The organism is Mucilaginibacter conchicola, from assembly GCF_003432115.1.
Lineage (GTDB): Bacteria > Bacteroidota > Bacteroidia > Sphingobacteriales > Sphingobacteriaceae > Mucilaginibacter > Mucilaginibacter conchicola.
The window spans coordinates 833,987-858,222 of record NZ_QWDC01000001.1; the positions used below are offsets into that span (position 1 = coordinate 833,987).

The following is a 24,236-nucleotide window of genomic DNA, read 5'->3' on the forward strand; positions in this document are numbered from 1 at the left end:
GTTTTTTATGGATAAGAAGAGATCACTATCATTTTTATACAACGGGTTATTTATAGCCGCGATATTGGTTATATTATTTGTACCGCCGGTAAAAATAATGCTGATACAAGGGCTGATGAAAATTGGCTTATTTAGGCCAAATGTGAGTACTGCCAAAGCAACGGGGCAGCTTCCGGCCATCACCCTTCAATACCCCGACGGCAGCAAGGCCGAGCTGCAAAACCTAAAGGGTAAGGTGATTTTTATAAACTTTTGGGCTACATGGTGCCCGCCCTGCGTGGCAGAGATGCCGTCCATAAATAATCTGCATCAACAACTAAAGGCTGATAGCAATATCGTTTTCCTGATGATAGATGTGGACCACGATTTTAATAGATCAGGGCCATTTATGCGTAAACATACTTTCGATCTGCCCTTGGTACAGGCCAATTCTTCTATCCCCGATGAGTTGTTTGGAACCGCTATCCCTACTACAGTTATATTCAACAAAGCAGGCAAAATGGTTTTCCGCCACGAGGGCATGGCCGATTATGGCGGGCAGGAAATGGCCGGATATCTTAAACAGTTGGCTAAAACCAAGTGATCAGCGTGGTACGATACCTATATCCAGCACATTAAATTGTATAGCTATTATTTCGGTACTATAGCGTTTAACGCCTTGCTCATCTATCCAGCCTTTGGTATGGATCTTACCTTCTAAGTGAACAGTACTATCTCTACAGAGCTGGGTATTATGAGGCAGCAAATTAGCAGGCACGCGTACGTTGTGATATTCCAGATGCGCTATCTGCCCACCTCTTTTATCGTGTACTTCTCTGGTAACCAAAGTAAAAACATATTCACTAACTGCATTTTCTATAGTATGCAACTGAGGTTCCGTCTCTATCCGGCCTAATAAAAATATCTTATTTACTCCTGTATTGTCGCGCATATTGGTAATAAGAATTGAACTAAAATATTCCTATTTTGTTTAAAAATTAGAATATTTTAGTTCAAAAACCTTGCTACCGCGCTTCGTCTATCTTTAATATAACGCTGCTACGGCCCGATTCAATTACCGGATCAATGCCTATTTTCATCAGGAAATCGCCACTGTATGTACCCTCAGCTTTAACGCTGCTTTGGGTGCCCGGGTAAAGGTTAATTTCTTTAACGGTATATTTCTTAGCCGGGTTAAGCCCTTTCATGGTGGTGCGGGCGCGCGGGCCGGCATCATAACGGCTGCTCACCAGGTAGTTGAACATTACTGCCGATGATTTATTAGTGTCCACATACATTATCGAGGCTACTGGGTCTGTTTGCGGATCACTCAGGCGATACTGGTCGCCGTGCCAGATCACGGATTTAACAGCATTATAATTCACTACAGCATCTTTGGCAAATTGCAGGTCTTGCGGGCTAAGTTTGCTTACTACAATATCAAACCCAAGTTTGCCCATCATGGCTACGTCTGTACGATACTTTAGCGGTTGTTTACCCCAATCTGTAACATGGTTTGAACTGGTGATGGCCGGATAGAAATACGAATACTCCCACTGCATATAAATGCGCTCAAGCGGGTCGGTGTTATCGCTTGGCCAAAACTCGGTAAAGTATTGTAGTGCACCATAATCAACACGACCGCCACCGCCGCTGCATAACATCATAGGCACGCTTGGATATTTTTTGCGGATGCGTTGCAATACGCTGTAAAGCCCTTTCACATAGTCAACATATAACTGCGACTGATCTTTCTTCAAATGTGCCGAGTAAGCGTTATAGATAACCGCATTACAATCCCACTTAATGTAGGCCATCTTCGGGTCTTTGATAAACAAAGAGTCTACCACATTAAATACAAAATCCTGCACGGCGGGGTTGCTCAGATCCAACACCAGCTGGTTACGGAAATAGTATTCATCGCGCTTAGGTTGTTTAATTACCCAATCAGGATGCTTGCTGTACAAAGCGCTTTTAGGATTAACCATTTCCGGTTCAATCCAGATCCCGAATTTAACCCCATCTTTATCGGCTTCGCGGGCTATAGATGCAATGCCGTTAGGTAATTTTTTGCGGTTCTCTTCCCAGTCGCCAAGGCCGGCATGGTCATCATTGCGCGGGTATTTGTTGGCAAACCAGCCATCATCAAGCAAAAACATATCAACCCCAAGGGCTTTGGTATCTTTTAGCAATTCAAACAACTTTTGCTCGTTAAAATCAAAATAGGTTGATTCCCAGTTGTTGAGCAAAGTAAGGCGCTCACCTTTACCATCCATCAGCTTGTAATTGCGTGCCCAGTTATGTAGGTTGCGGCTGGCCGTACCTTTGCCTGTATTAGAAAAAGTGTAAACAAAAGCAGGCGTGGTAAAATCAACATTAGGCTTTAATTTGTAAGCCGATGCATAGTTGTTAATGCCCGACATGATGCGCAGGTTATCCTCAGGGTCAAGCTCCAGATCGGTGCGGAAGTTACCACTCCACTCCAGGGCTGCCATCATAACCTGGCCTTCATCCTCGGTAGCAGGCTTATTTAGCGATACCATGAACATAGACGGCATCAGCAGGTTAGCACGGGTACCCAGCTTGCTATCCAGCGTTTTAATGCCATGGGTTATCTGTGTTTCTTCGGGTCGCATTTCTTTAGCCCAATCGCCGTGGTATTGCCTTAGCCAGTAAGTTTTGCCATGCAGGTTCAAATTTGCCGACGCAAACTTTTGCAAAGTGATCTCTCCTTTTTCCTGATGGCGAATAACGCTCCATTGCTCTATCACATCATCTTTTAGATATGCCTTGTAAAACAGCGTTACCTGCACATTGTAAACAGGGTCTTTAAGCTGGATGGACGTGATGGTGATATCTGCCGATGGCTTATCAACCTTATGGCTCACGTACTGCAGATCTAACGATTGGTTACCATCAGCATGCTGTATGCTAATAGCCGGTTCAAGCAAATTCCTGGAACCCGAAGGCGTATAGGCCGACCTGTAAAGACCAGTATAATCAGAGGTACGGCCCGCGGTTATTTGTGCGTAATCGCCGGTTGCATTCAGTTTTTCGCCAAAATATGATTGAACCAGATCGTTCTTATCGCTCACCTGCAAAACCACAGCGTTATGTGCAGTTTCTACCGGGATAGTAACTTTTTGCGCGAATGCCCCGTTAGCCAACAAGCCCCCCGCCGACAATAGATAGATTAATGATCTTTTCAAGATTAGATGATTTTGGTTTATAATTTATAATGCTTTATAGCCTGCTACTTCTGCAGCTGAAATTTACGATAAAATTGCTGCCGGCTGGCTATCTTCTTTTATATATCCTCAATTGTTAAACAGCCATGCCAGATGGCGTTGCCAGCATTTGGTGCGCTTTGCTACCCAAATGTGATGTATTGGTATTAAGCACCTGTTCAAACAACTCATTCGCTTCGGCATAATTGCGCAGGCCTAAATGCCCAAGCCCTTGCAAGTAAATGCTATGTAACTTGTTGCGCAGGTTAAGATCATCATCAAATATCAGCAGATCGGGCAACGATACGGCAAAGTAATCTATCTTCACTTCATCATTGGCATGCTCGCGACCATAGGCGATCAGTTTATTGAACAAAGCATCAGCCTTATCCCGACTGCCAAGCTGTTGCAATGCCAATCCCTGGTAAAGCATCTTGTCGGGCTTTTGATCGTTATAAAAAACTGCAGCTTTAGGGTCTTCTAAACCTACTGAAGCCATTTGGAAATACTTAGCGGCGTTCTGCTCATCAAGCAAACCTTTGTAAGCGCAGCCCAGCCAGTAGAAGATATCATTCTCTTGTGTGCCAAATAGCTTGCCCTCGCCCAGGTTGTGCGGATACTCCTGCGCACGTTGCAACAGGTCAATGGCTGTAGCAAACTCACTATCATAATAGTGTTTTATGGCCAGGCCTAACAAGCTTTGAACATACTGCTCTGTTACCTTACCCTCGCCACCTTCCCACGGGTGAAATTTGCGATCCATGATCAATTGCAGCGCTGCTTGATACTCACCTGCAAGGTTGTACAGGGCTACGCGTTCCAGGTAAAGGTCATCACGCTCTGTAACGGTTGATAGGTACTGCTCCAGGAAAGCCAAACGTTCTTCGGGCGAACGGTTTAATCGTTTGTACAACTGGTCAAGTTCCATCAATACACGTGCATCTTTGGTATCTAAAGCAAACGCCCTTTCGTAGCAGGTCAATGCCTTTCCTTCATCATTACGCTTGTTAAAATACGCTATACCCAGGTTACGCAGCACAGTCGGGAAACTATTGTTAACATTGACAGAACGTTCCCAAAGGTCAATAGCTTTATCGTATTGGCGTTTATCGTAAAATAAATTACCCAGGTAATAAGCCGGCAGGCCATCGGCAGGGTTAGCATCCATAGCATATTCCAAAACGGCTATCTCTGCCAACCGGTTAGGGAAACACAGGTAAGGATCGGCCTTGGCAGCTTCTTTAAGCCACTCTCTCGCGCTATCTTCCTGCCCCAATTTGTGATTGAACCAAGCCAACGCATAGTATATCATCGGGCTTATTGCGCCATTATCAAGCGCAAGGGTCAGGAAATTTCTGGCTTCGGCAAATAAACCTGCGGCAGCATAATCAAGAGCGTATTCGATGAAGTTATGCGCCTCGCCTCTTGATAGCTGCACTAAAGTTTGCAAATGCTGCTCGGCTTCGGCAGTTTGTGATTTGGCCAGGTGGGCGTATCTCAATTCAAATAAAGCCCCCAAGTTAAAGCTATCACGGCGCAACGCTTCGTTAGCAACAGCGATAGCCTCATCATAACGGTCAAGTTCGCGCAAGGCTGCAGCTTTAATAACGTAGGCTTTATTATTGTTGGCGTTGTTGTCAATGGCTGCAGAAATATGCTCCAGTGCCGATTGATAATTACCGCGCATCATATCTATCTGCGCTACGGCAAAGTAGCCGTTATCTTTCCATGCACTGCTCCAGGTAGCTTTATAAAATAGCGGATAAGCTTCATCTGTCCTGCCCAGATATTTCAAACACAAGCCAAGGTTGTAGTAAGGCTCGCTATCGTAAGGGTTTGGATTACGGCTGATGGATGTTTCTATCGCTTTCCTGAAATAGCATTCCGACTTCGCAAAATCACCTCTGCGCAGGTACCATGCACCAAGCGCGTTGTTATTACGAATATCATTCGGATCGCGGCGAAGGGCTTCTTCATAATATGGCACGGGGCTATATGTAGCATGGCGATACTGCTCCAGGTGCTGCGCAGTCAAAAACAATTGCTCGTTGTTCTCCACATCAGCAGGTAACAGGGCCGGTTTTGCAGCTTGCGGGATGTCGTTCTTTTTATTTAAAGCCGGTTCGTAACGGATCAGTTCGCCTGCGGCAGATGAAATAGTTACGAATAACAGGCTTTCGTCATAAGCGCCGCTGATGGCTATCTCTTGCTCAAAAACATCTTCTGGCGATAAGCTTTGTTTAACCGATAGCAACTGCTCACCGTTGTACATCAGGTTGATCTGTGCGTTATTTTGCTGTGATGTTGCAAACACTTTCAGCATAATGCCGCCATCTGTTTCGGCTACAGAAAGCATTATATCCTTGGTAGCGTTTTTAACCACACCCAATTCGCGATAAGGCATAAAATACTGAGTGAAGGTTTTCTGCTCATGCGGCATCAGCCAGGTAAAATCGGGCTGGTTATCGGTAAACACGCCGGTCATCAATTCAATGTACGGACCGTCCTCATCGGTAAGGTTCCTGTCCCATGCTTTGCCGAAATCACTATGGCCCCACGTCCATTGTTTTTTACCCGGTGATACGTGGTGATTAGCCACGTGTAATAAGCCGCCTTTGCTGTCATGTTCGTATCCGCCCACAAAATCATATTCGGAATTAATGGCCATGTACGAGGTGGGCACAGGAATATTTTTATACCTCGAAATATCTGTACCCGGCGAATAATCAACTTTGTAATACGTGCCGGTAGCTATAGGAAAGGTAGATACATCCCGTTTGCCATGATCAAAAACGGCGTTCACATCCGGCGGAAAAACCGACTGGTAATCATCATTCACTTTAACGGCAGGATTGGCCCACCACAAGAAGGTTTGCGGCAGATCGCTGCCATTGTATAGTTTTGCTTTTATCTCGATAAAAGCCTTATCAGGGTATAATGTAAAGCCCGCCATACCCTTGGTATGGAACATTTTTTCTATCTCGTTAACCCATACTGTTTTGCTGCCGTCGGCATTTTCTTCTATCCTGAAATCAACCGGCTCAAAAGTACTTGGGCGATGATGCTGGGGCCAGTTAAACTCTATCCCGCCCGAGATCCAGGGGCCGGTAAGGCCTACCAGCGCAGGTTTTATCACCTGGTTATAGTACACAAAATGGCGTTGTTTAATTTTATCGTAAGCCATTTGTATGCGCCCGCCAAGCTCGGGCAGTATCATCACTTTGATGTATTTATTTTCCAGGAAAAGTGCGTTGTATTCCTTGTCTTCCTTCTCGTCAAATATCTTCTCAATAACCGGGTTGGGATACACCACACCGCTGCTGCCCTGGTAAACCCTCTTCTCAAAAAACATCGGGTTTTTATCGGGTTTGCCGATACCATAAGTTGGGATGCTTACTTTCTCTTCCCAGGCATTTACAGTTAAACTACTCATCTTAGCGTTTTATTAATGTCTTATTAAATTTTCTTCTAATTCTTCAAGGGTTTGGCCTTTGGTTTCGCGAACCTTGGTTTTCACAAATATGAATCCCGCCAAACAGATGGCCGCATACAGGTAAAACGGCCCAAATGTGCCCAATGCCTTAGCCAATACCGGAAAGGTGAACACCAGTATAAAATAGGCGCCCCATAACGATACGATGGCCACGGTTGATGCCTCGCTGCGGATTTTGTTAGGGAATATCTCGGCAATTAACACCCAGGTTACCGGGGCCAGCGAAATAGCATAGGTACTGATAGCCAGCAACACAAATATGGATACCAGCTTAGCCGGGAAATGCTGTTGAAGCATCACAGCCAGTATAATGTAAACAATGCTAAGACCAAGTGAGCCGATCATCATTAACGGGCGGCGACCAAGCTTATCAACCTGCCACATAGCCAGCAGCGTGAACAGCAGATTTACTATACCGATGGAAATGGTCTCGAACAATTGCTGGTTAAGGTTTGAGCCTACCGATTCAAATATGGTTGAGGTGTAATTGAACACCACGTTGATGCCGCAAAACTGCTGGAACACGGCCAGCGTGATCCCGATAACCACTGCACCGCGTACGCTCTTATCCCATACGGACATTTTGGTGGATGTTTTAGATGTATTTAAAGATCTTTCAATTGCCGATAGCGTTTCATCGGCAAAACCGGTACTGCCAATTTTTTCCAACACCTTCCTTGCCTTCTCATCCTGACCTGATTTTACCAGCCAGCGCGGACTTTCGGGCAGCCACAGCACACCAAGCAGGAAAATAACCGCCGGAACAGTACCCAGGCCAAACATCCAGCGCCAGGCCTCGCTGCCGCTATCGGCAAGCAAGTAGTTGGTTAGGTTGGTAATGAGGATACCGATTACAACCGTTAACTGGTTAATGGCCACATTACGGCCACGCACATTAGCCGGCGAGATCTCTGCAATATACATAGGGCACAGCATAGATGCCATCCCCACGCCTATACCGGCGATGAAACGAAGAATGATAAAGAAGGTAAGATTCCCGGAAAACGCGATAACTATTGATGATACCGCAAATACCAAAGCAGCCAGCATCAGCCCCGGGCGGCGGCCATAACGTTCTGCAATGCGGCCGGCTATGATACAGCCCACAATACATCCCAGCGCCAGCGAACCGGTTAGGAAACCCTCGCCTGCGGCAGATAGCTCAAACTGCTTGCGCAGAAAAGGCAGTGCGCCGGAGATGACGGCAAAATCGAACCCGAAGAGATAGCCCCCAAGCGCCGAAATAAAAGACAGGCCGAAGATATACGTGTTGTTATACTGCTTTGGCTGATTACTCATTGTATATTTTTTTGGATGTGATATTGCTTCTTTAACTTCCATATAATAGCCTATCTTACGTTAAAACGGAATTTAATAAACTGGTTGTATTGACCATCCGGCCTCAATATGGCCGACGGAAAATACTGGTGATTGATACCATCAGGATAATGCTGGCACTCCAGGCATACAGCGCTGAAAGGTTTGTATGCCTGCCCGCCTCGCCCCTCTGTATCTAAATATTGAGCGGTGTAAACCATTATACCAGGGTACGAGGTGAACACTTTCAGTTCACGACCTGTCGCCGGGTCATAAAGTTCGGCCTGTGCCTTTTCGGCGTTTTGATCTAAAAGGGTAAAATATCTGTTGAGGCCAGTTTCAATTGGCCTTGAAGAATCTAAAATATCACCCAGAAGCCTGCCGTTGATGAAGCCATCCGTATCAATAAAGATCTTGCCGGTTGGCAGGTAATTCTCATCACTCTCTAAATATGAACCTGCGCTGATACTCAACCTCTGATTCGTGACTAAATTATCCGTACCCGAGAGATTAAAGTACGCGTGATTGGTAAAATTGGCGATGGTTGGTTTATCCGTTTCCGCTTCATAACCAATGTACAGTTCGTTATCATCGTTCCAGGTGAAAGTTACTTTCAGTTTCAGGGTTCCGGGATAACCGCCGGTGCCGTCCTCATCAAGCAAGGTCATGCGAATTGTATCATCGCTCAACTCAAAATCAAACACCCGTTGGTGATAACCTGCAAAACCGCCGTGGTTAGAGTTTTCCCCGTCATTCTTGTCCAAATAATAATCTTTGCCATCGATTGTAAAAGAGGCGTTGCCTATACGGTTGGCAAAACGCCCTATAGTTGAGCCTATGTAGTATGTATCGTTAAGATAAGCCTGCAGATCATCATACCCTAAAATTACGCTGCCGGTATCGCCATTCTTATCAGGTACAACCACGTTTACAAGCGTTGCGCCGTAGTTGGTTAGCTCTACGTAATTTCCGTAGGCGTTGGTGATCCTGAAAAGATATACATCTTTCCCGCCGTGTTTGCCCCAGGGCTTTACCTGTATCTTTATTGCAGTTTCTGCTTGCATAATCATTACTTTACAGGTACTAACTTCACCATCAATGCATCAGCGGCATTAGTTTGCAGTTCAAAATGCTCATCGTTAGCCGCAATGGTTTTAATAACGGCATTGGTCATAAAATCTCTTAATTCGTAGCGCTGGCCTTGCTTCAGGTGAAGTGTATTGCGGTTAAAACTGGTTTTGTAACCTTGTTTGGTATCGAAATTAAATATAGCCAAAAGCCCTTTCTTTTCATGGTAAAAATCCATCTGTTGGTCAAAGGTTTCACCATCGGCAAATTTTAGTGGTGTAAAGGCTTCCGGCTTGCTGAAAAAATCGCAGATATACTTGTTATTCAGAAACTTTTGTGCGCGTACTGCTGCGGTTTTATCCCTAAAATCAGACCCATCGCCCAGGATACTCCCCATCACCATCATGGCGTAAAGGCGTACCTTTATTTCCTGCTCGTTCAGCTCAGGATTTTTCTGAAATTTCTTCATTATCGCCACATCCATGTTGGTGTACGGCCAAAGTGTGCCCTGCGCCCAGCCCATGTGCGATGCCGATGCCAACGAAGCCTCGGTACTGCCCCACGATGGGAAACCTTTCTGGTCATCGCGCAGGTGCGAGTACACATCCGTGCTGATGAAACGGGCATGGGCATACTGGTTAGGAAAGGTTGGCGAGATAGCCATGGTGATGAAAATATCCTTGCCCATAATAGAATCGGCCAGGGTTTTAAACATCTTCAGCCCGCGGTCATAAGCCTGCATGCCGGTACGTACTGTAGTATCATATCTTGTAGTAGACTCCAGCGAACCTGCCGAAAGGAAATCTATCTTGATAAACTTAGCGCCAATAGCTTTTGCTTTTTTTAACTGTGCAATGATGTTTTCGCGCACGGCCGGGTGCGTTGGGTCTAAGGCGTAGGCACCAAAGCTGTCGCCCTCTCCTTTATAGAAGATGGGTTTGTGATCTTTATCGGTCAGCACCACATCGCGCAGGTAATAATCTGTTTGGGCAAATTTGCCGTTCACAATGGCGTTGGCCCATGACCATTGTGCAAACAAACTGCAATAGAAACCTATCTGCTGGCCCTTTGATTCGGCATACTTGCCCAACTCGGCAAGTTTATCAACAGTGTAGATGTTCTGATCGTGCGAATCAATGCTAAGCACCGGTTTGCCATAAGCATTGAAATTCTTTAATCCGCCGATAAAATCCGTGATCTGTTTAACGCCCGGCGGGAACATTACCTTCTCGTAGCCCAGCACGCCCTCTACCCCGAAACTGTTCCAATAGAATGGTGGCGGGCCTTTCCATTCCAACTTGCCGTTTTGGTCTTCGTTTGCTTTGCCGAAACCCTTGAAATCGGCCAGCATATCACCGGTACAACCCAGGTATATGGTTGGCGACGATAATTCTGAACCTACCATAGTGCCGTGCAGTGCATGGTCATGCGTACCATCCTGCCCGCCGTGGCTACGCTCCAGTTTAGGAACGTCGGCTGTGGCTACGCCACCAAAAACATAAAGCGAATCGCCCTCGCCTGTACTGCCTTTAAAGCGGTAGGCAATACCCGTCTTCCAAAAATCGTGTTTGATAGAACCCAGCACAAAACCTTTTTGCGACTTATAATCATATAACGACGCAAACTCATAGCTGATGCCCGCGGTGGTACCGTTTGCATCTGCCGGTGGTGCCTGGGTAAGGATATTCACCCAGCTATCATTATCAAAGGGTACATCCAGTATCCTTGGTGCGCTGCCGCCTACTTTGAACGAGCCGTTTTGCTTTGGCGATACAGCTATTGGCGATATATCACGACTCTCCAGCCTTGCACCTTTTGTGCTAATTACTTTTGTATCGATGAAGAGTTCTTTACGGCCATTATAAACCGCAATACGTTGCTGCAAAGTGCAAGGTTTATCACCGCCGGTATGGTTAATAGTGATCAGCGCACCTTTGCCAAGCTTATCATTCAGCTCAGACAGTTTATAGCTGTGCAACGGAAAATCTGATGAATTGATGCGACCTGTGCCTACCAGGTCAGCGCTGATGATAGCATTATTAATGCTTGTGCCATTGCCCCAGGTATAATTGGTTTTGCCTGTCTTCAGATCGGCTTTTAAATGCAGGCTGCCACGGTTTACTACAACACTATCATCGTAAGTATGTATCTCCTGCGCCAATGCGTTCAGCGGCATGGCTAATGCAGCCATGGCAACCCATTTTTGGATATTAATACGACGACGGAGCACTCCCTTTGCAGGCGAATTAATGTTCTTCAGCATAAAGCATAACGTTGTATGATGGCCGCACCTAACCCTTGGGGTATACAATGGCAGCGCGTATCATAAGAGGTTTATAATGGCTTATTGATAAAATAAAAGTAACGGCTGGCAGGGGCTAAAAACATGGATAATGCTTTTAAAATTATGGATTATATTGTCATCACACGTCAGTTACATTTGCTATATTTATATTTCCGATAATAAACCTGGTTATCCCCTTATTGATATGGACTTTAATGCTGCGCAACGTAAAGGTGTGAAGGAAGGCTTCATAGGCCAAAAAATGATAGTTCTACCGCCGAACATTAAAAAGCGTTTGCTTGGCAATGCTCTTACCAGCGGTTTTTACTTAACGGCAATAGGTTTTTACCCCAAAGCCGAGAACCACGACATTTACCGCAAAACGGGCAGCGGCCAGTATATTCTATTGTACTGCATAGAGGGCGAAGGCCATATCGAGATCAACAATGCAGCGCACCATCTAAAACCTAATACCTACTTCGTTGTACCCAAAAACATTACCCACCGCTACTACAGTGATCCGCAAAATCCATGGACGATTTACTGGGCGCACTTTACCGGCCCGGTGGCGGATAATCTTTACCAGCGCTACCTTGATGAACAACCTGCACAGGTAAGGGATATCCCGCTAAACCAAAACGCCATCGAGGTTTTTGAACAGCTGTATAACATACTGGAGAATAGCTTTAACGATGAGTCGTTGGAGATTGTGAATATGAACTTTCAATATTTTATCAATTCGCTCATCTACTACCCTTACGTTAAAAAAATGATCTATGATAAGGACTCGGTAAGTAAGGCCATATCGTACATGAAACAGAATATAAACAGGCACTTTAGTTTGGAGCAACTGGCTAACCTGCAAGGCTTATCCATCTCACAATTTTCAAGACACTTTAAACAGAAAACAGGCTCAACCCCTATCCAATACTTTAACTTTTTAAAGATCCAGCACTCCTGCCAGTACCTTTATTTTACAGAGAAAAGCGTAAAAGAGATCTGTGTTGAGCTGGGTTTTGACGACCAGTTTTACTTTACCCGCCTGTTTACCGGGCTTATGGGTGTATCGCCAACGCAATACCGCAAAACCCATAAAAAATAAAAAGGCCTGCCAAAACAGGCAGGCCCACACTTTATATTAATCAAACGCAAACTATTTAACGGTACGTGCAAACGTGAACTCTATGGCGTGGAAATAGTTATCGCCACCCCATGTTTCTAACACTTTAAAGCGAATGTAGCGCACCGGCATTACGCCCGGCAAAAAGGTGAATGGTTCGCCTTGTGCATAATCAGCATCGGCCTGGGTGGTTTGCCCTTTTGGCAAGCCAGATGGTTTGATAGACTGGAATGAACCTAACCTCGTCCACCCGTTAAATGTGCCATCACTGTTAGGGCTGTTGGTTCCCCAAATCTCGAAACGCTTAACGTTGCCATAATTATATAAGCCCGACATACGTTGCCAGATGCGCAACCGCGCCAGTTCCTGCACGCTACCCAGATCAATGGTGATCCAGAAAGGAAGGCTTTGCCCCGGCGTGTGGAAACCCGGTTCGTTGTAATTATTATCCCACAAATAAGGCAACACCCAACCATACTCCGACCGGATATCAGACGGCAGCGACATGGCTTTCATCTGTCCCTTATTCACATCGGCAATAGGGTAAATTGTTGGATAAGTATCCGCATCCGGCACTTTAAAATTATCTATGGCATTTGCTACCGGCAAATATGATGAGCGGTAATTGATAGCTGTTCCGTATTTAAAGTTAGGCAACACCACTGCAGTATCAGCAGCTAAGAGCGTTCTCTCCTGCGCAGCACCTGCATTATCGGTATAAGTGATGGCGGTGCTCACATTGTTCGGATCGGCTTTGATAAAATTAAGCGTAACCGAGCCATCCAAATTGTACACGTAAGGATGTTGGGGGTTTGATGGCCTGTTAGTTAAACTCCCGGCAAATGATGACCCGTACACGCGTACGTTATCAAGGTTTTGCCCGATAGACCTGTTACCATCTTTATCCAGCGTGATGAGTTTAAAGCTGTACACATACTCCTTAAGATTATCGATCACAGTACTTATACTATCCGCCGGATCTGTGGTAGTAGCGGGCACTATGGCCGAATCAAGTCCGTTATTCCATTTTACTACATAGCTGGTAATTGATGGATCGGGGCTTGGTGTCCAAACCAGTTTTACCCTCAGGTTACCGGGATAATAACGGAACTTTGATGCCAGGCCTGGATAGACTTTCTCTTTGCCGGCCAGGAAACGTTTGTAATCGTCATCGTACCTTTTGCATCCCCAGGCGGCGAGGCAAATAAGCAGGGCAAATATGCCAATGTTGTATCTCTGTTTCATTTGAATACTTTTTACCTGTGTTTATAATGGGTTACCGTACAATGATATCTCCAACGCGTTCACGTAATTAAGCCCGCCCCAGGTTTCGGTACATACAAACCTGATGTATTTGGTGGCCGGTGCCTCAAACGGAATTTTGAAGTTTACGCCATCCTGTACAAATTTTGCGTCGGCGGCATTGGCCTGGTTTGGCGGTAAACCCGATGGCGGGTTAGGGAATGTAAAATTGCCCATGTTTATCCAGTCGCCCACAACGGTACCAGGTGCCGAGTTCTTCGGCAGTTCTACATCGGCGGGCAGGTCTTTATCGGTTCCCCAAAGCGTCATACGCTTAATGTTCTGATAGGCATATACCCCACCGTTAACACGCTCCCATAGTATAAAGCGGCTTAATTTGGCGCTAACACCCAGGCTAAAGGTACCCTGCATACGCGGAGCAGGGTCGGTATGCCAGCCCGGTTCGCCGGTGTTACCATCAAAGAAATTCTTAAACACCCAGCCGTAGCCAATAGGGCTGTCGGTAGGTTTAATGTATTCGCGAAATTTGCTCTTATCCAGCAGGGTCTCAAAATATGGCGTAAGTGTTTTGAACAAAGTGTCTGATACGTTGCCGAACCTGTCTGTAGTGTACACACCAAACTTGCGCGGCACCGCATCATAGCCCCTTACTGATACATTTACGGTATCGGTACTGATATAGGTTGGTTTTTCGTCTACGTACTTTTTAGCCGTTTCATCATAGGCAATAACATGCACTGCTATAGCTGCCTTATCGGGGTTAAGCGTAAAGAAATTAGCACCGCCAAAATCGGGCGTAATATCAATATTAGAGTTTACACGCTGATAATTTGGCGTAAGCGGATGCACTTTTACCGTTACCGGGTCTGATTTTACCTCGGCGCGACTAACAGCATATAAGGTTACTTCGTACTCCTGCTCGCGGGCGTAACCGTCAGTAAGAATGGTATCGGTATAATAGCTTGCCTTTGTTTCGCGTACGCGGCTGCCGTTTATCTTGTAGCTGGCTAAAACGTACAACAAGTTCTGCGAGTTAGGCAGTTTATAAGTGATCTTGGCGCTGCCGTTTTGGTTGATCACCTTTACATCGGTAACCACGCCCGGCTTTGTTTTATCGTCGGACACTACCGAAATGTTCGACTCGCTTTTTTTGCATGATGATGCAGCCAGCATCAACAGCAGCGATGTTATAATGACAGAAGAAAAGCTGTTTCTTCTTTTGATTTGATTTTTCATACCAAAATTTTTAAATGTCTGTTGCATCTTACCAGTATGGGTTTTGCGTAAGGTTATCGTTAATGATAAGGCTATTGGTGCTTATTGGCCACAAATAATCTCTAATACTGAATACCGGCTGATAAACCGTTTGCGGGCGATAGAAATTTGCCGGGTTTGATTCATAGATATTCCAGCCCTGTACCGGTTTGCTCAGCACATCCTGCAGCTCTTTCCAACGGCGCAGGTCCCAACCGCTTTGGCCCTCGAAACAAAGTTCGATACGCCTTTCCTGGTGGATTATCTGGCGCAAGCCATCTTTTGTACCCGGCTTGCCCGCATTTTTAGAATACATTGACCATGCTTCCTGCACACCTTTTAAGCCTGCACGGGCACGCACCCGGTCAATGTAGGTGTACACTTCTGTTGATGGGCCATTGGCTTCGTTCAAACACTCGGCATATAACAGGTATAAACCGGATAAACGGATCAAGGGCAGTTTAAAATCACTGGCGGTAAATACGTTATCATACACACTTAAATAATTGGCCAGCTTTTTGGGCCAGTAGGCAGTAGCATTGGTAGCATATAAACTTTTTGGGCCGGCCAAAGCAGTTTCGCCGCGGGCCTGTACGTAGTAGGCATCGGCCTCGTTTATTTTGCCGTTACCAAACCATATACCGCCATCAAAACCAATGTTTGCATAAAACCTTTTCTCGCGGTGAAAATGCAGTTTTGCGGTAGTGTAACCATTTTTTATGTACGAAGCATCCTCATCGCCGGCTACCTGCAGGTTGTACCTGCCATTGTAATCAAAGGTTTTGTCCTCATTCATCGGCACGCCGTTATCAGTGTAGTACAAATCGGCCGTACTTAATGGTACTGAGAAATTTGACGGCACCGACGATGCTAAGCCGGGCGATTTCTCCGTCATCCTTGGGATGGTAAAGTTTTGATAAGGGAAGCCATAGTTTAAAGCCCATATCAGCTCGGGGTTTTGCTCCCACCTATCGGTGATAAGGCCCTGCAGTTTCAGTATATCTTTCATCTTATCTGATACCGTACCCACACTTACGGCAGGCACTTTATCGTAAAGCTGCAGGCTCTGTTTTTCGGCTTCGGTTATGGCATCTTTACAGGCTGCAGCGGCCTTTTCCCAAAGTGTTGGGTCAACGGCGGTGCTGAAAAGGTTTTTACCTTCTTTATCTTTAAAGCTGGCATAATCGGGGTTGCCGTTAAACAGCGGACTGGCCTCTGTGGCCATTATCTCGGCCTTTAATGCCATGGCCATTACTTTGGTAGCACGGCCATACTCAAGCGTTTGGTTCTGGATCATTGGCGGCAGATCAGGGATGGCCTCGTCCATTAATGATAAAATATAATCAAAGCTTTCTTTAACCGATGCGCGTTTGCGTTTTATCACATCAACCGGCGCATCAATAGCGTTATTGTCTTTTATCAGTACAATTGGCCCGTACATCCGTACCAAATAATAATGGTAGAATGCTTTAAGAAATTTAGTCTCGGCTATCCATCTCAATTTTTCGGCAGCACTCAGGTCAATTGGTTTATCAATATTCTCTAACATGATATTGCATCGCCTTAAGGCTTGGTAAAGTGCCTGACCACCGTTCGATCCATCCCAGTAATTCAGTGATGGGTTAGCAGCTGTTTGTAAACCGCGCGGAAGGCTGAAGCCGGTCTCATCAAAAAAATGGAAATCGGTGTTGTTCACATAAACTATCTCTGTTGAGTAAACAAAGCCCGGGCTTTTCACCACCTCGTTAAGGTGTTGCATGGTTGAGTAACAGGTGAAAAGGTAGTCTTCCGTCTCGTTACGGTTCCTGAAAGTATAGTCCAACGTAGCCACATTATCGGGCACTATGTCCAAATACTTTTTGCACGACTGGCTAAGGGTACAAACCGCCGCCAGTATTATAATTCTTATGTATGCTTTCATTTCTATTAACCTTTATTGTTTAAAAAGTGGCGTTTACGCCCAGGTTAAATACTTTTTGTATAGGATAGGCAAAACCGTTACCGCCCAGTTCGGGATCCCACATTTTAAAGGGGCTCCAGGTAAGCAGGTTAAATCCATTGGTGTAAATACGCAGGTTGCTCATCCTTATAGATTTGGTTAGCCTTGCGGGCAAGGTGTAACCCAACTCAACCGATTTCAGCCTCAGGAAACTACCGTCGCGCAGCCACCAGGTACTTGGTTGCAGGTTGTTTTCAACCGTGGCGCGCGTAGTACCCAAACGCGGGTACAGCGCATACAGGTCCTGGTTCTCTTCAGACCAATGGCTGTTGGCAAACTCGGTTAACACCTGTGTATTTCCGTAAATGCCGGGCTCATCGCTTGGGATAAAAGGACTTACTTTATTAGGGTTGATAAAGAAGGATACCCTCGCCTGCCCCTGGAAGAAAGCCGAAAGATCGAAACCTTTATACCCGGTTGAGAAGCCGAAACCGTATACGATCTCCGGCGTGGTTGGATAGCCGATGAAAGCCATATCCAGGTAATCTATCTTACCATCGTTATTTAAATCGCGGTATTTTATATCACCGCCTTTTGGTGCGCCCACACTGTTGTTATTGCTAAAGATCTGCGTAGGCGAGTTGCGTGCTTCCTGGTCGTCAACAAAAAGGCGTTCGGCAATGTAGCCGTATCCTCTGCTGATGGGCTGGCCAACAAACTTGCGCCAGGTTTCGGCGTAGTTTGGCTCAAGCAGGTATTTGTAGCGATTGGTTGAGTACGTAAAGTTTCCGCGCATTGACGCCCATGCTCCGTTGCTGAAGTTCTGCTTATAATCAAGCGATAGGTCGATACCCTTTGAATCTACCTGACCAAGATTGGCGCTGGTGTTTACCTCTAAACCTTCGGTTGATGGGATACGGCCGTTATCCAAACTTTGTAGAATGTTGTAACGGTGATTGCGATAAAACTCTGCGATGATGTTGAAGTTCTTGAACAGCGTAGCCTCTATAGCAATATTGGTTTGGCGCGATGTTTCCCAAACCACGTTAGGGTTGGCATAATTACGGATGATAACACCTTTACGCTCGTACTGGTTGTTCATACCAAACTGGGCATAGTTACCGCCCTCGTTAAGGCCAACATCAGACTGGTAGAAAAACCTTTGCTCGCCAATGGCATCATTCCCCACTAAACCATAACTCGCGCGGATCTTCAGCCTGTCAATAACCGCTGGGTTCCAGAACGATTCGTTTGATATTACCCATGAACCACCAATGGTTGGGAAGAAACCGTAACGGTGTTCGGCAGAAAACCTTTCAGAACCGTTATAGCCAAAGTTAAACTCGGCAAAGTACTTGCTTTTGTACGAGTAGGTAGCCCTGCCAGCCAAACCGAGGTTACGGAACGGCAATGCATAAGGCAGTGTATAACCTTTTGTGCGCGGGTCTTGCGCACTTGAGTACAAAGTTTGCTGCGCAGTACCAATTAAGGTTGAACTAATGTTATGATCACCAAAGGCACGGTTGTAATCTATAGCCGTTTGCAGGTACATGAACGAGTTGTTATTAGGCTGATCGCGGTTGTACTGCAGGTATTCTGTAGCACCTGTACGGCCCGATGCTGCCGGCTGATTGTTTATCCATATCAACTTATAATCGGGGCTGGTTTTATCTACCGAATAATAAAACGGGTTGTAAGCCATCTGCGTTTGGAAGTACGAGTACCTGTTGGTATTAAATATGCTCCTGAACTTTAACCCCTGGGTAACAAAACGCAGGTCCTGGTTCAACTCTAACTGCGCCGACATACGCGACTCTGACGAATTTTTATGCCCTCTTAGCAAATTAGCGTAAGGGTTATTGTACAATACGCTGTTATCATTTGATGAGGTAGCCGTTGCCACGTTACCAAACAGGATATGTTGAGCATTGGCATTAGCAGCATCGGGCTCAAAATATGCCGGAAACAGCACCGGGCTGGTATGGATAGCCACATTATACAAGTCTGATGCAAACGATCCATCGGTAGTCATAGGGCCGTTGTACTCATTAAACAAACCGGAAAGGCGCACCACTATCTCTGTTGTTTTGGTAGCATTGATATTAATGTTTGAGCGTAACTGGTAAGTTTTAAAGTTTACGTTGTTGTTATTGTTGTTGCGAATATCCTCACGCAAAACACCATGATCTATATTATAAGCACCGGCTATGTAGTAACGCGTACGCTGGTTACCGCCACTGATGTTTAAATTATTACGCTGGGTAACCGCGGTTTTCTTGAATAATAGCCCAAGCCAGTCCACTGCCGGATACAGGTACGGGTTAGCGCCGGGTGCTTTGTTATAGGTATCGCGGGCGCCGTTAATATCTGTTGGGGTAAATGGTAGCGGTAAACGCGGGTCGCGGGTTAGCGAGGCCTCGTTGTACAGTTCCATGTAGCGTATCGGGTCAACAAGGTCAAGTGTTTGTGTTGACTGCGACATGGAGTATTCTGACCTGAAGCTTAACTTGGTAGTACCGTCTTTACCCTCTTTGGTGCTGATCAAAATAACACCGTTTGCCCCCCTTGCACCGTACAGGGCGGTAGCACTGGCATCTTTAAGGATAGAGAAGCTGGCAATGTCGTCAACGTTTAAACGGGCAAGATCATTAGCACCGTACTCAACGTTATCTATCAATATAAGCGGATCTTGTTTGTAACCAAACGTGGTAACACCACGGATAAAGAACTTTGCATTATCCTGCCCCGGTTGCCCGCTCGGCGTATAAGCAATAACACCCGCCGCCTGGCCCGCAAGTGCAGTAGTTAGGTTACTGGCAGGTATCTTCAGTTCGGCAGGTTTAACAGATGTTACCGAACCTACCAGGGCCTCTTTACGCTCCTTTTTACCAAAGGCCGTAATCACTATCTCGTCTGTTTGCAGCTTTTGCTCCTGCAGTTTAACATTAACTACTTTGGTTGAAGCCGTTACGTTTATTTGCTGTGCAACAAAACCCACGAATGAGATGCGCAGGATAGCGCCCGGGGCTACGTCTAAAACAAACTTACCATTCTCATCTGTACTGGTAGCAATGTTTTTTGAGTTGATAACCACTACCGATGCACCCGGCAAACGGGTACCCAAAGTATCGGTTACGCTACCCGTAATGGTTATTTTTGATTGCGACCATGCAACGCTGCTACACATGAGAAAAAGCAGCAGCAACAAGTAGCGCAAGCCAATACGTTGGCCGGGCGGTCGCTTTGTTGCTAAATTGACATCAAAGTAGACTTGTTTCATAAAATTGGGGTCATAAAGTATAATTAGGTTAGTTGATTACAATTGGTTGTGAAATACTTAGCCACAGAAAAGAGCATACTATTGCGGTTGCGTGCCGGGCACACATTAGCCAAAAGCTTGATAAACGTGGTTAAGAGATTCTAATTGGTTATCGTAAAACTATGCCAGCCCGCAAAATTTTAAAATGGATAAAACCAAAAAAAGTATGGACGATATGCGCATAACCAATAAGCAAATTTTGTGGTAAACAGCGGGTTAGCACAATGCCGTAGTTAAAACACTTTAAATTATATGTTACAACATCATAGAAATAACATTTTTTAAATACCTGTTGCACAGAAAAAGCCCCTTTAGTATGTTTGAAGACCAATTTTTAATGATGAACGATAAGCTGAACCTGGTAGAAATTGTCTCTAAACACGTGCTTTTACAACAAAGCCGCAAGGCTTTAAAAGGACGCTGCCCTTTTCATAAAGATGAAACAACCTCGTTAATGGTGATCCCTGCAAGTAATGTTTTTAAATGCTTTGGCTGCGGCGCAGAAGGCGGGCCGATTGAATTTTTAATGCACCTGGAAGGCAAAAGCCGCAATGAGATCGTAGGCAAACTTGCTAAATTGAATTTCCCGAAAGAAAAGATGGCAGTATAAGGAATCGGAACTTAGTCGTTCTCTTTTACCACCAGCATTTTCTGTAGCGATAGGCTGTCGCCTCTGAACACATCGAAATCAACCGTGTGGCCTATGCCATTGATATGCCCGGTCTCGGAGTGTTGCCAGAAACGCCAATTGGCATTTGCGCGCACTTTTAGTTTAGGCTGATTGTAATGGGCTATCCAAAGCGGATACTCGTCAAAATGCCCGCGCAGGTAATCATTATAAAAGCTAATGCCGGTGTAAATAATAGGCTGTACCCCTGTTTTTGATTCGATAAAGAGCACATAGTCTTTTAGTTCCTTGCGCATGGCTTCGGGCGTTTTGCCGTCGAGCCTTTCAATGTCAACCACGGGCGGCAGGTCACCTGCCTCAACCTGTACGTTCTGCAGAAAGAAACGCGCCTGCCATAAACCATTTTTCTTAGGCCTGAAGAAGTGATACGCCCCGCAACGGATGCCCACTTTGGCAGCCTCGCGCCAATTACGTTTAAAGTAAGGATCAACAGTGAGCAAACCCTCGGTAGCTTTGATAAACGCAAAACGCACGTTAACGCTATCCTCTTTCATACTAACCACCTTTTGCCAATCTATTTTACCCTGTGCATAAGAAACATCAATGCCATGTATGCTGTACCCTTCGGGGATGGCGATGCCGAAGCTTTTGTAGATACGCCCTGACGCCGGTGTGCCAATATCCTCAAACCAGCGCCATGTTGATGAGAACATTTTAAACACATAGCCATAGTAAAACGGCGAGAATAAAATAGCCAAGGCAAGTACCGTTATATACCATTTTAGGAATTGATACTTGCTTTGGCTTTTCTTTTTCTTACGCACCGCAGGCTTGCGCTTTACTGGTGTTGTTTTAGTGGCGGTTGTTCTTTTCTTAGGTGCAGGCACATGCAAATATAAGCGGTACGGGCGGCTTTAACCTTAACAAAAGATACTACGTTGAGCAGCTTAGGATTATCGTCTTTCAGGCGCCGTAGTTGACTCACCCGGTCTATGCTTCGCTGGATCACCCTCTCTTCGCTGCGCGAAAAGAGGGTAACAAAGTATTTTTTTCCTTACCCTCTTTACGCTTGCGTAGAGAGGGTCGACGATCCGCCGCGGCGGAGATGTCGGGGTGAGTCAACTCCACGAACGATATGAAAACTTACTTTTTCTTACTTTCCCCTACCTCGTCACTACCTCAATATTACCACCATTCTTAAACAGATCATGCGATACAAAGTAGCCTTTGATAGATTTGCCGTTCACCTTAATATCTTTCAGTGCGCGCCCTTTGCCCGGCTTTTTAATAGTTAACACTTTGCCGGTGTTGGTTGTCCATTTCACTTCATCAAATAAGGGAACGGTTACCAGGTATTCAGGGTCGGTAGCCGAAAAAGTGTACAGGCCCAGCGAAGTCAACACATACCACGACGACATTTCGCCGGCATCATCCATCCCACTCAGTTCCAAACCTTCTTTGCCAATACCGTACAGGTTTTTCATGATATAATCCAGTTGCTTTTGCGATTTCTCGGGCTTGCCTACAAAGTAGTAAGCAAACGGGGCCTCGTGATCCGGTTGGTTACCCTGGCAGTATTGGCCTATAAAGGTTTCTACGTTGCGGGCTTTATATTCAGGGTTCCAGGGCACGGTGAACAGCGAATCCAGCTTGGCCTCAAATTTCTTTTTGCCGCCGTATAGTTCTATCAGGCCGGGCATATCATGCGGCGCGTAGAACGATACCTGCCAGGCATTAGCCTCGCGGAACATATACTCATAATACGGGTACTGCGGATTGAAGTTTTTGATCCACTCTCCGTTTGGTTGCCTGCCCCTCATAAAATTGGTTGATTTATCAAACACGTTCTTATAATTTTTAGAACGCGCCATCAGTGTGCGGTAATTAGCTGTGTCGCCAAGGGCTTTGGCCAGTTGTGCCAGCGAATAATCATCATAAGAATACTCTAATGTTTTTGATACTCCTGCCTTGCCTTTGGTCTCTACATGAGGGTTTGGCTGCTCCGGCTCGGCGATGTAACCGTTCTTGATGTATTCGCTGATGAACGGGCGGGCACCACCTTCAACATTGGCATTGCGCAACAACAGGCGGTAAGTGTCTTTCACATCAAAATCAGTTAGGCCACGCAGGTAAGCGCCTGTTATGGATGATGCACCGTGATCGCCATGGAAAAATGTTGGAATAAAACCTGTTTTATCGCCATGGTCTTGCATAGATTTGATCACATCTATAGCCACTTTAGGCGACATCAAACCCAATAAAACATCTTTATTACGATAGGTGTCCCATAACGATGGCTCGGTGTAATAGCCAAAATTGCCTTTTACTACCTGGCGTTTAGCATCGGTATACTCGCCGTTAACATCGCTTCTTAAACAAGGCCACAGCAGCGAGCGGTAAAGCGAAGAATAGAACATCCGTTTATCCTTCTCCTCGCCGCCTTTAACCTGAATTTTGGAAAGGGTATTCTCCCAGATGTTAGCCGCATCCGTACGTACCTGCTCAAAGGTTTTGTTAGCCAATTCTTGTTGAAGGTTCAGCTTTGCATTGGCAACGCTGGTGAACGAGATACCTATCTTTACCTCTACAGGGCCTTTGCTGCCATCGGCAATGTGGGCTAAAGCATAGCCATCACGTTTACCTTCGTTATGTTTTTCAAGGCTATCTATTTTGGTGTTTACTACGGCGTAAAAATAAATTACCTCGCCAACGTTCTGGTAACCTTGCAAGGCGTTGCCTACTTTTTCAATCTCCCAGTCGTTTACGCGGTTGTTGGCTCTCGCGAGGTCGAATAGTATGCTGCGGTCTTTATTGTTATCAAACTCATACCGGTGGAAACCGCCGCGCAAAGTTGAGGTTAAGCTCACCTTTACTTTGTAATCATCCAGATAAACCTGGTAAAAACCCGGCGAGGCACTCTCCTTTTGGTGACTAAAATGCGATGCAAATTTATCGCCCTTGCCGGTAACCGGCATCAGCGGCACATTACATAAGTTCCAGTGGCCTTTGTTGGTGTGGGTAAAGCCTATAATGGTAGCGTCTTCGTACTGGTAACCCGCGCCTGATCCGTACAGGGTTATCGGGCTCAGCTGTACCATGGCGTTGGGTAATGAGCTGCCCGGGAAGGTTAGTCCCGCCCATGAGCGCCAACCATCGGGTAAAGTATAGCCAAGTATCTTAGGGTCGTTCATTGGTGCTGTGCCGATGAACGTGTTTACATAAGAGCTGAGTTTTTTCTGCTGCGCATTAACGCACGATGCCGACGCCAGCAGCAATGCTGCGGCAAGTTTTAAGGTAGTACGGGTTCTCATTATATAGGTTTATATCTGTAAGATGTTTAAAAGA

General features: G+C 45.8%; 15 protein-coding genes. 3 read left to right on the forward strand and 12 right to left on the reverse strand.

The window, feature by feature from the left end:
* The first annotated feature begins 7 nt into the window (after window positions 1-7).
* On the forward strand, window positions 8-583 hold the full coding sequence (locus D0C36_RS03635; protein ID WP_117390207.1) for a TlpA family protein disulfide reductase: 576 nt from the start codon (window positions 8-10) through the stop codon (window positions 581-583).
* On the opposite strand, the gene D0C36_RS03640 is transcribed toward D0C36_RS03635, so the two are convergent.
* The 6 genes from D0C36_RS03640 to D0C36_RS03665 form a co-directional block, all read right to left on the reverse strand.
* The gene (locus D0C36_RS03640) at window positions 584-931 is read right to left on the reverse strand and encodes a single-stranded DNA-binding protein (RefSeq protein ID WP_117390208.1); all 348 of its coding nucleotides are present in this window, start codon (window positions 929-931) and stop codon (window positions 584-586) included.
* A 73-nt stretch (window positions 932-1,004) separates the two neighbouring features.
* Window positions 1,005-3,188, reverse strand: coding sequence for an alpha-galactosidase (locus D0C36_RS03645; protein WP_117390209.1), 2,184 nt, complete (start codon window positions 3,186-3,188; stop codon window positions 1,005-1,007).
* Between the two features lie 115 nt (window positions 3,189-3,303).
* The gene (locus D0C36_RS03650) at window positions 3,304-6,639 is read right to left on the reverse strand and encodes a DUF5107 domain-containing protein (protein WP_117390210.1); all 3,336 of its coding nucleotides are present in this window, start codon (window positions 6,637-6,639) and stop codon (window positions 3,304-3,306) included.
* A gap of 12 nt (window positions 6,640-6,651) precedes the next feature.
* Entirely contained in the window at window positions 6,652-7,998 is a 1,347-nt protein-coding gene (locus D0C36_RS03655; RefSeq protein ID WP_117391355.1) for a sugar porter family MFS transporter, read from the reverse strand.
* A 50-nt stretch (window positions 7,999-8,048) separates the two neighbouring features.
* Window positions 8,049-9,080 carry an aldose epimerase family protein gene (locus D0C36_RS03660; RefSeq protein ID WP_117391356.1) on the reverse strand — a complete coding sequence of 344 codons (1,032 nt, stop codon included), beginning with the start codon at window positions 9,078-9,080 and terminating at the stop codon, window positions 8,049-8,051.
* Between the two features lie 5 nt (window positions 9,081-9,085).
* Window positions 9,086-11,347, reverse strand: coding sequence for an alpha-amylase family protein (locus D0C36_RS03665; protein WP_199501960.1), 2,262 nt, complete (start codon window positions 11,345-11,347; stop codon window positions 9,086-9,088).
* A gap of 226 nt (window positions 11,348-11,573) precedes the next feature.
* Between D0C36_RS03665 and D0C36_RS03670 the strand changes: the two genes are divergently transcribed.
* Entirely contained in the window at window positions 11,574-12,470 is an 897-nt protein-coding gene (locus D0C36_RS03670) for an AraC family transcriptional regulator (protein WP_117390211.1), read from the forward strand.
* Between the two features lie 51 nt (window positions 12,471-12,521).
* Here the strand turns inward: D0C36_RS03670 and D0C36_RS03675 are convergent, their stop codons facing one another.
* The 4 genes from D0C36_RS03675 to D0C36_RS03690 are packed head-to-tail and all read right to left on the reverse strand — an operon-like array spanning window position 12,522 to window position 20,224.
* On the reverse strand, window positions 12,522-13,733 hold the full coding sequence (locus D0C36_RS03675; protein ID WP_117390212.1) for a DUF4998 domain-containing protein: 1,212 nt from the start codon (window positions 13,731-13,733) through the stop codon (window positions 12,522-12,524).
* A 21-nt stretch (window positions 13,734-13,754) separates the two neighbouring features.
* Window positions 13,755-14,987, reverse strand: coding sequence for a DUF4959 domain-containing protein (locus tag D0C36_RS03680; protein WP_117391358.1), 1,233 nt, complete (start codon window positions 14,985-14,987; stop codon window positions 13,755-13,757).
* A gap of 28 nt (window positions 14,988-15,015) precedes the next feature.
* The gene (locus D0C36_RS03685) at window positions 15,016-16,926 is read right to left on the reverse strand and encodes a RagB/SusD family nutrient uptake outer membrane protein (protein WP_117390213.1); all 1,911 of its coding nucleotides are present in this window, start codon (window positions 16,924-16,926) and stop codon (window positions 15,016-15,018) included.
* 19 nt (window positions 16,927-16,945) lie between these two features.
* The gene (locus tag D0C36_RS03690; RefSeq protein WP_117390214.1) at window positions 16,946-20,224 is read right to left on the reverse strand and encodes a SusC/RagA family TonB-linked outer membrane protein; all 3,279 of its coding nucleotides are present in this window, start codon (window positions 20,222-20,224) and stop codon (window positions 16,946-16,948) included.
* A gap of 355 nt (window positions 20,225-20,579) precedes the next feature.
* Here D0C36_RS03690 and D0C36_RS03695 point away from each other — a divergent pair, with 355 nt between their 5' ends.
* Window positions 20,580-20,873, forward strand: a complete 294-nt coding sequence (locus D0C36_RS03695; protein WP_117390215.1) for a CHC2 zinc finger domain-containing protein — start codon at window positions 20,580-20,582, stop codon at window positions 20,871-20,873.
* 11 nt (window positions 20,874-20,884) lie between these two features.
* On the opposite strand, the gene D0C36_RS03700 is transcribed toward D0C36_RS03695, so the two are convergent.
* Together D0C36_RS03700 and D0C36_RS03705 are read right to left on the reverse strand one after the other, a co-directional pair.
* Complete coding sequence (locus D0C36_RS03700) at window positions 20,885-21,778, reverse strand: glycoside hydrolase family 25 protein (RefSeq protein WP_233524398.1); 894 nt, start codon at window positions 21,776-21,778, stop codon at window positions 20,885-20,887.
* Window positions 21,779-22,054: 276 nt separating this feature from the next.
* Window positions 22,055-24,202, reverse strand: coding sequence for a GH92 family glycosyl hydrolase (locus tag D0C36_RS03705; protein ID WP_117390217.1), 2,148 nt, complete (start codon window positions 24,200-24,202; stop codon window positions 22,055-22,057).
* Between the last annotated feature and the right edge of the window lie 34 nt (window positions 24,203-24,236).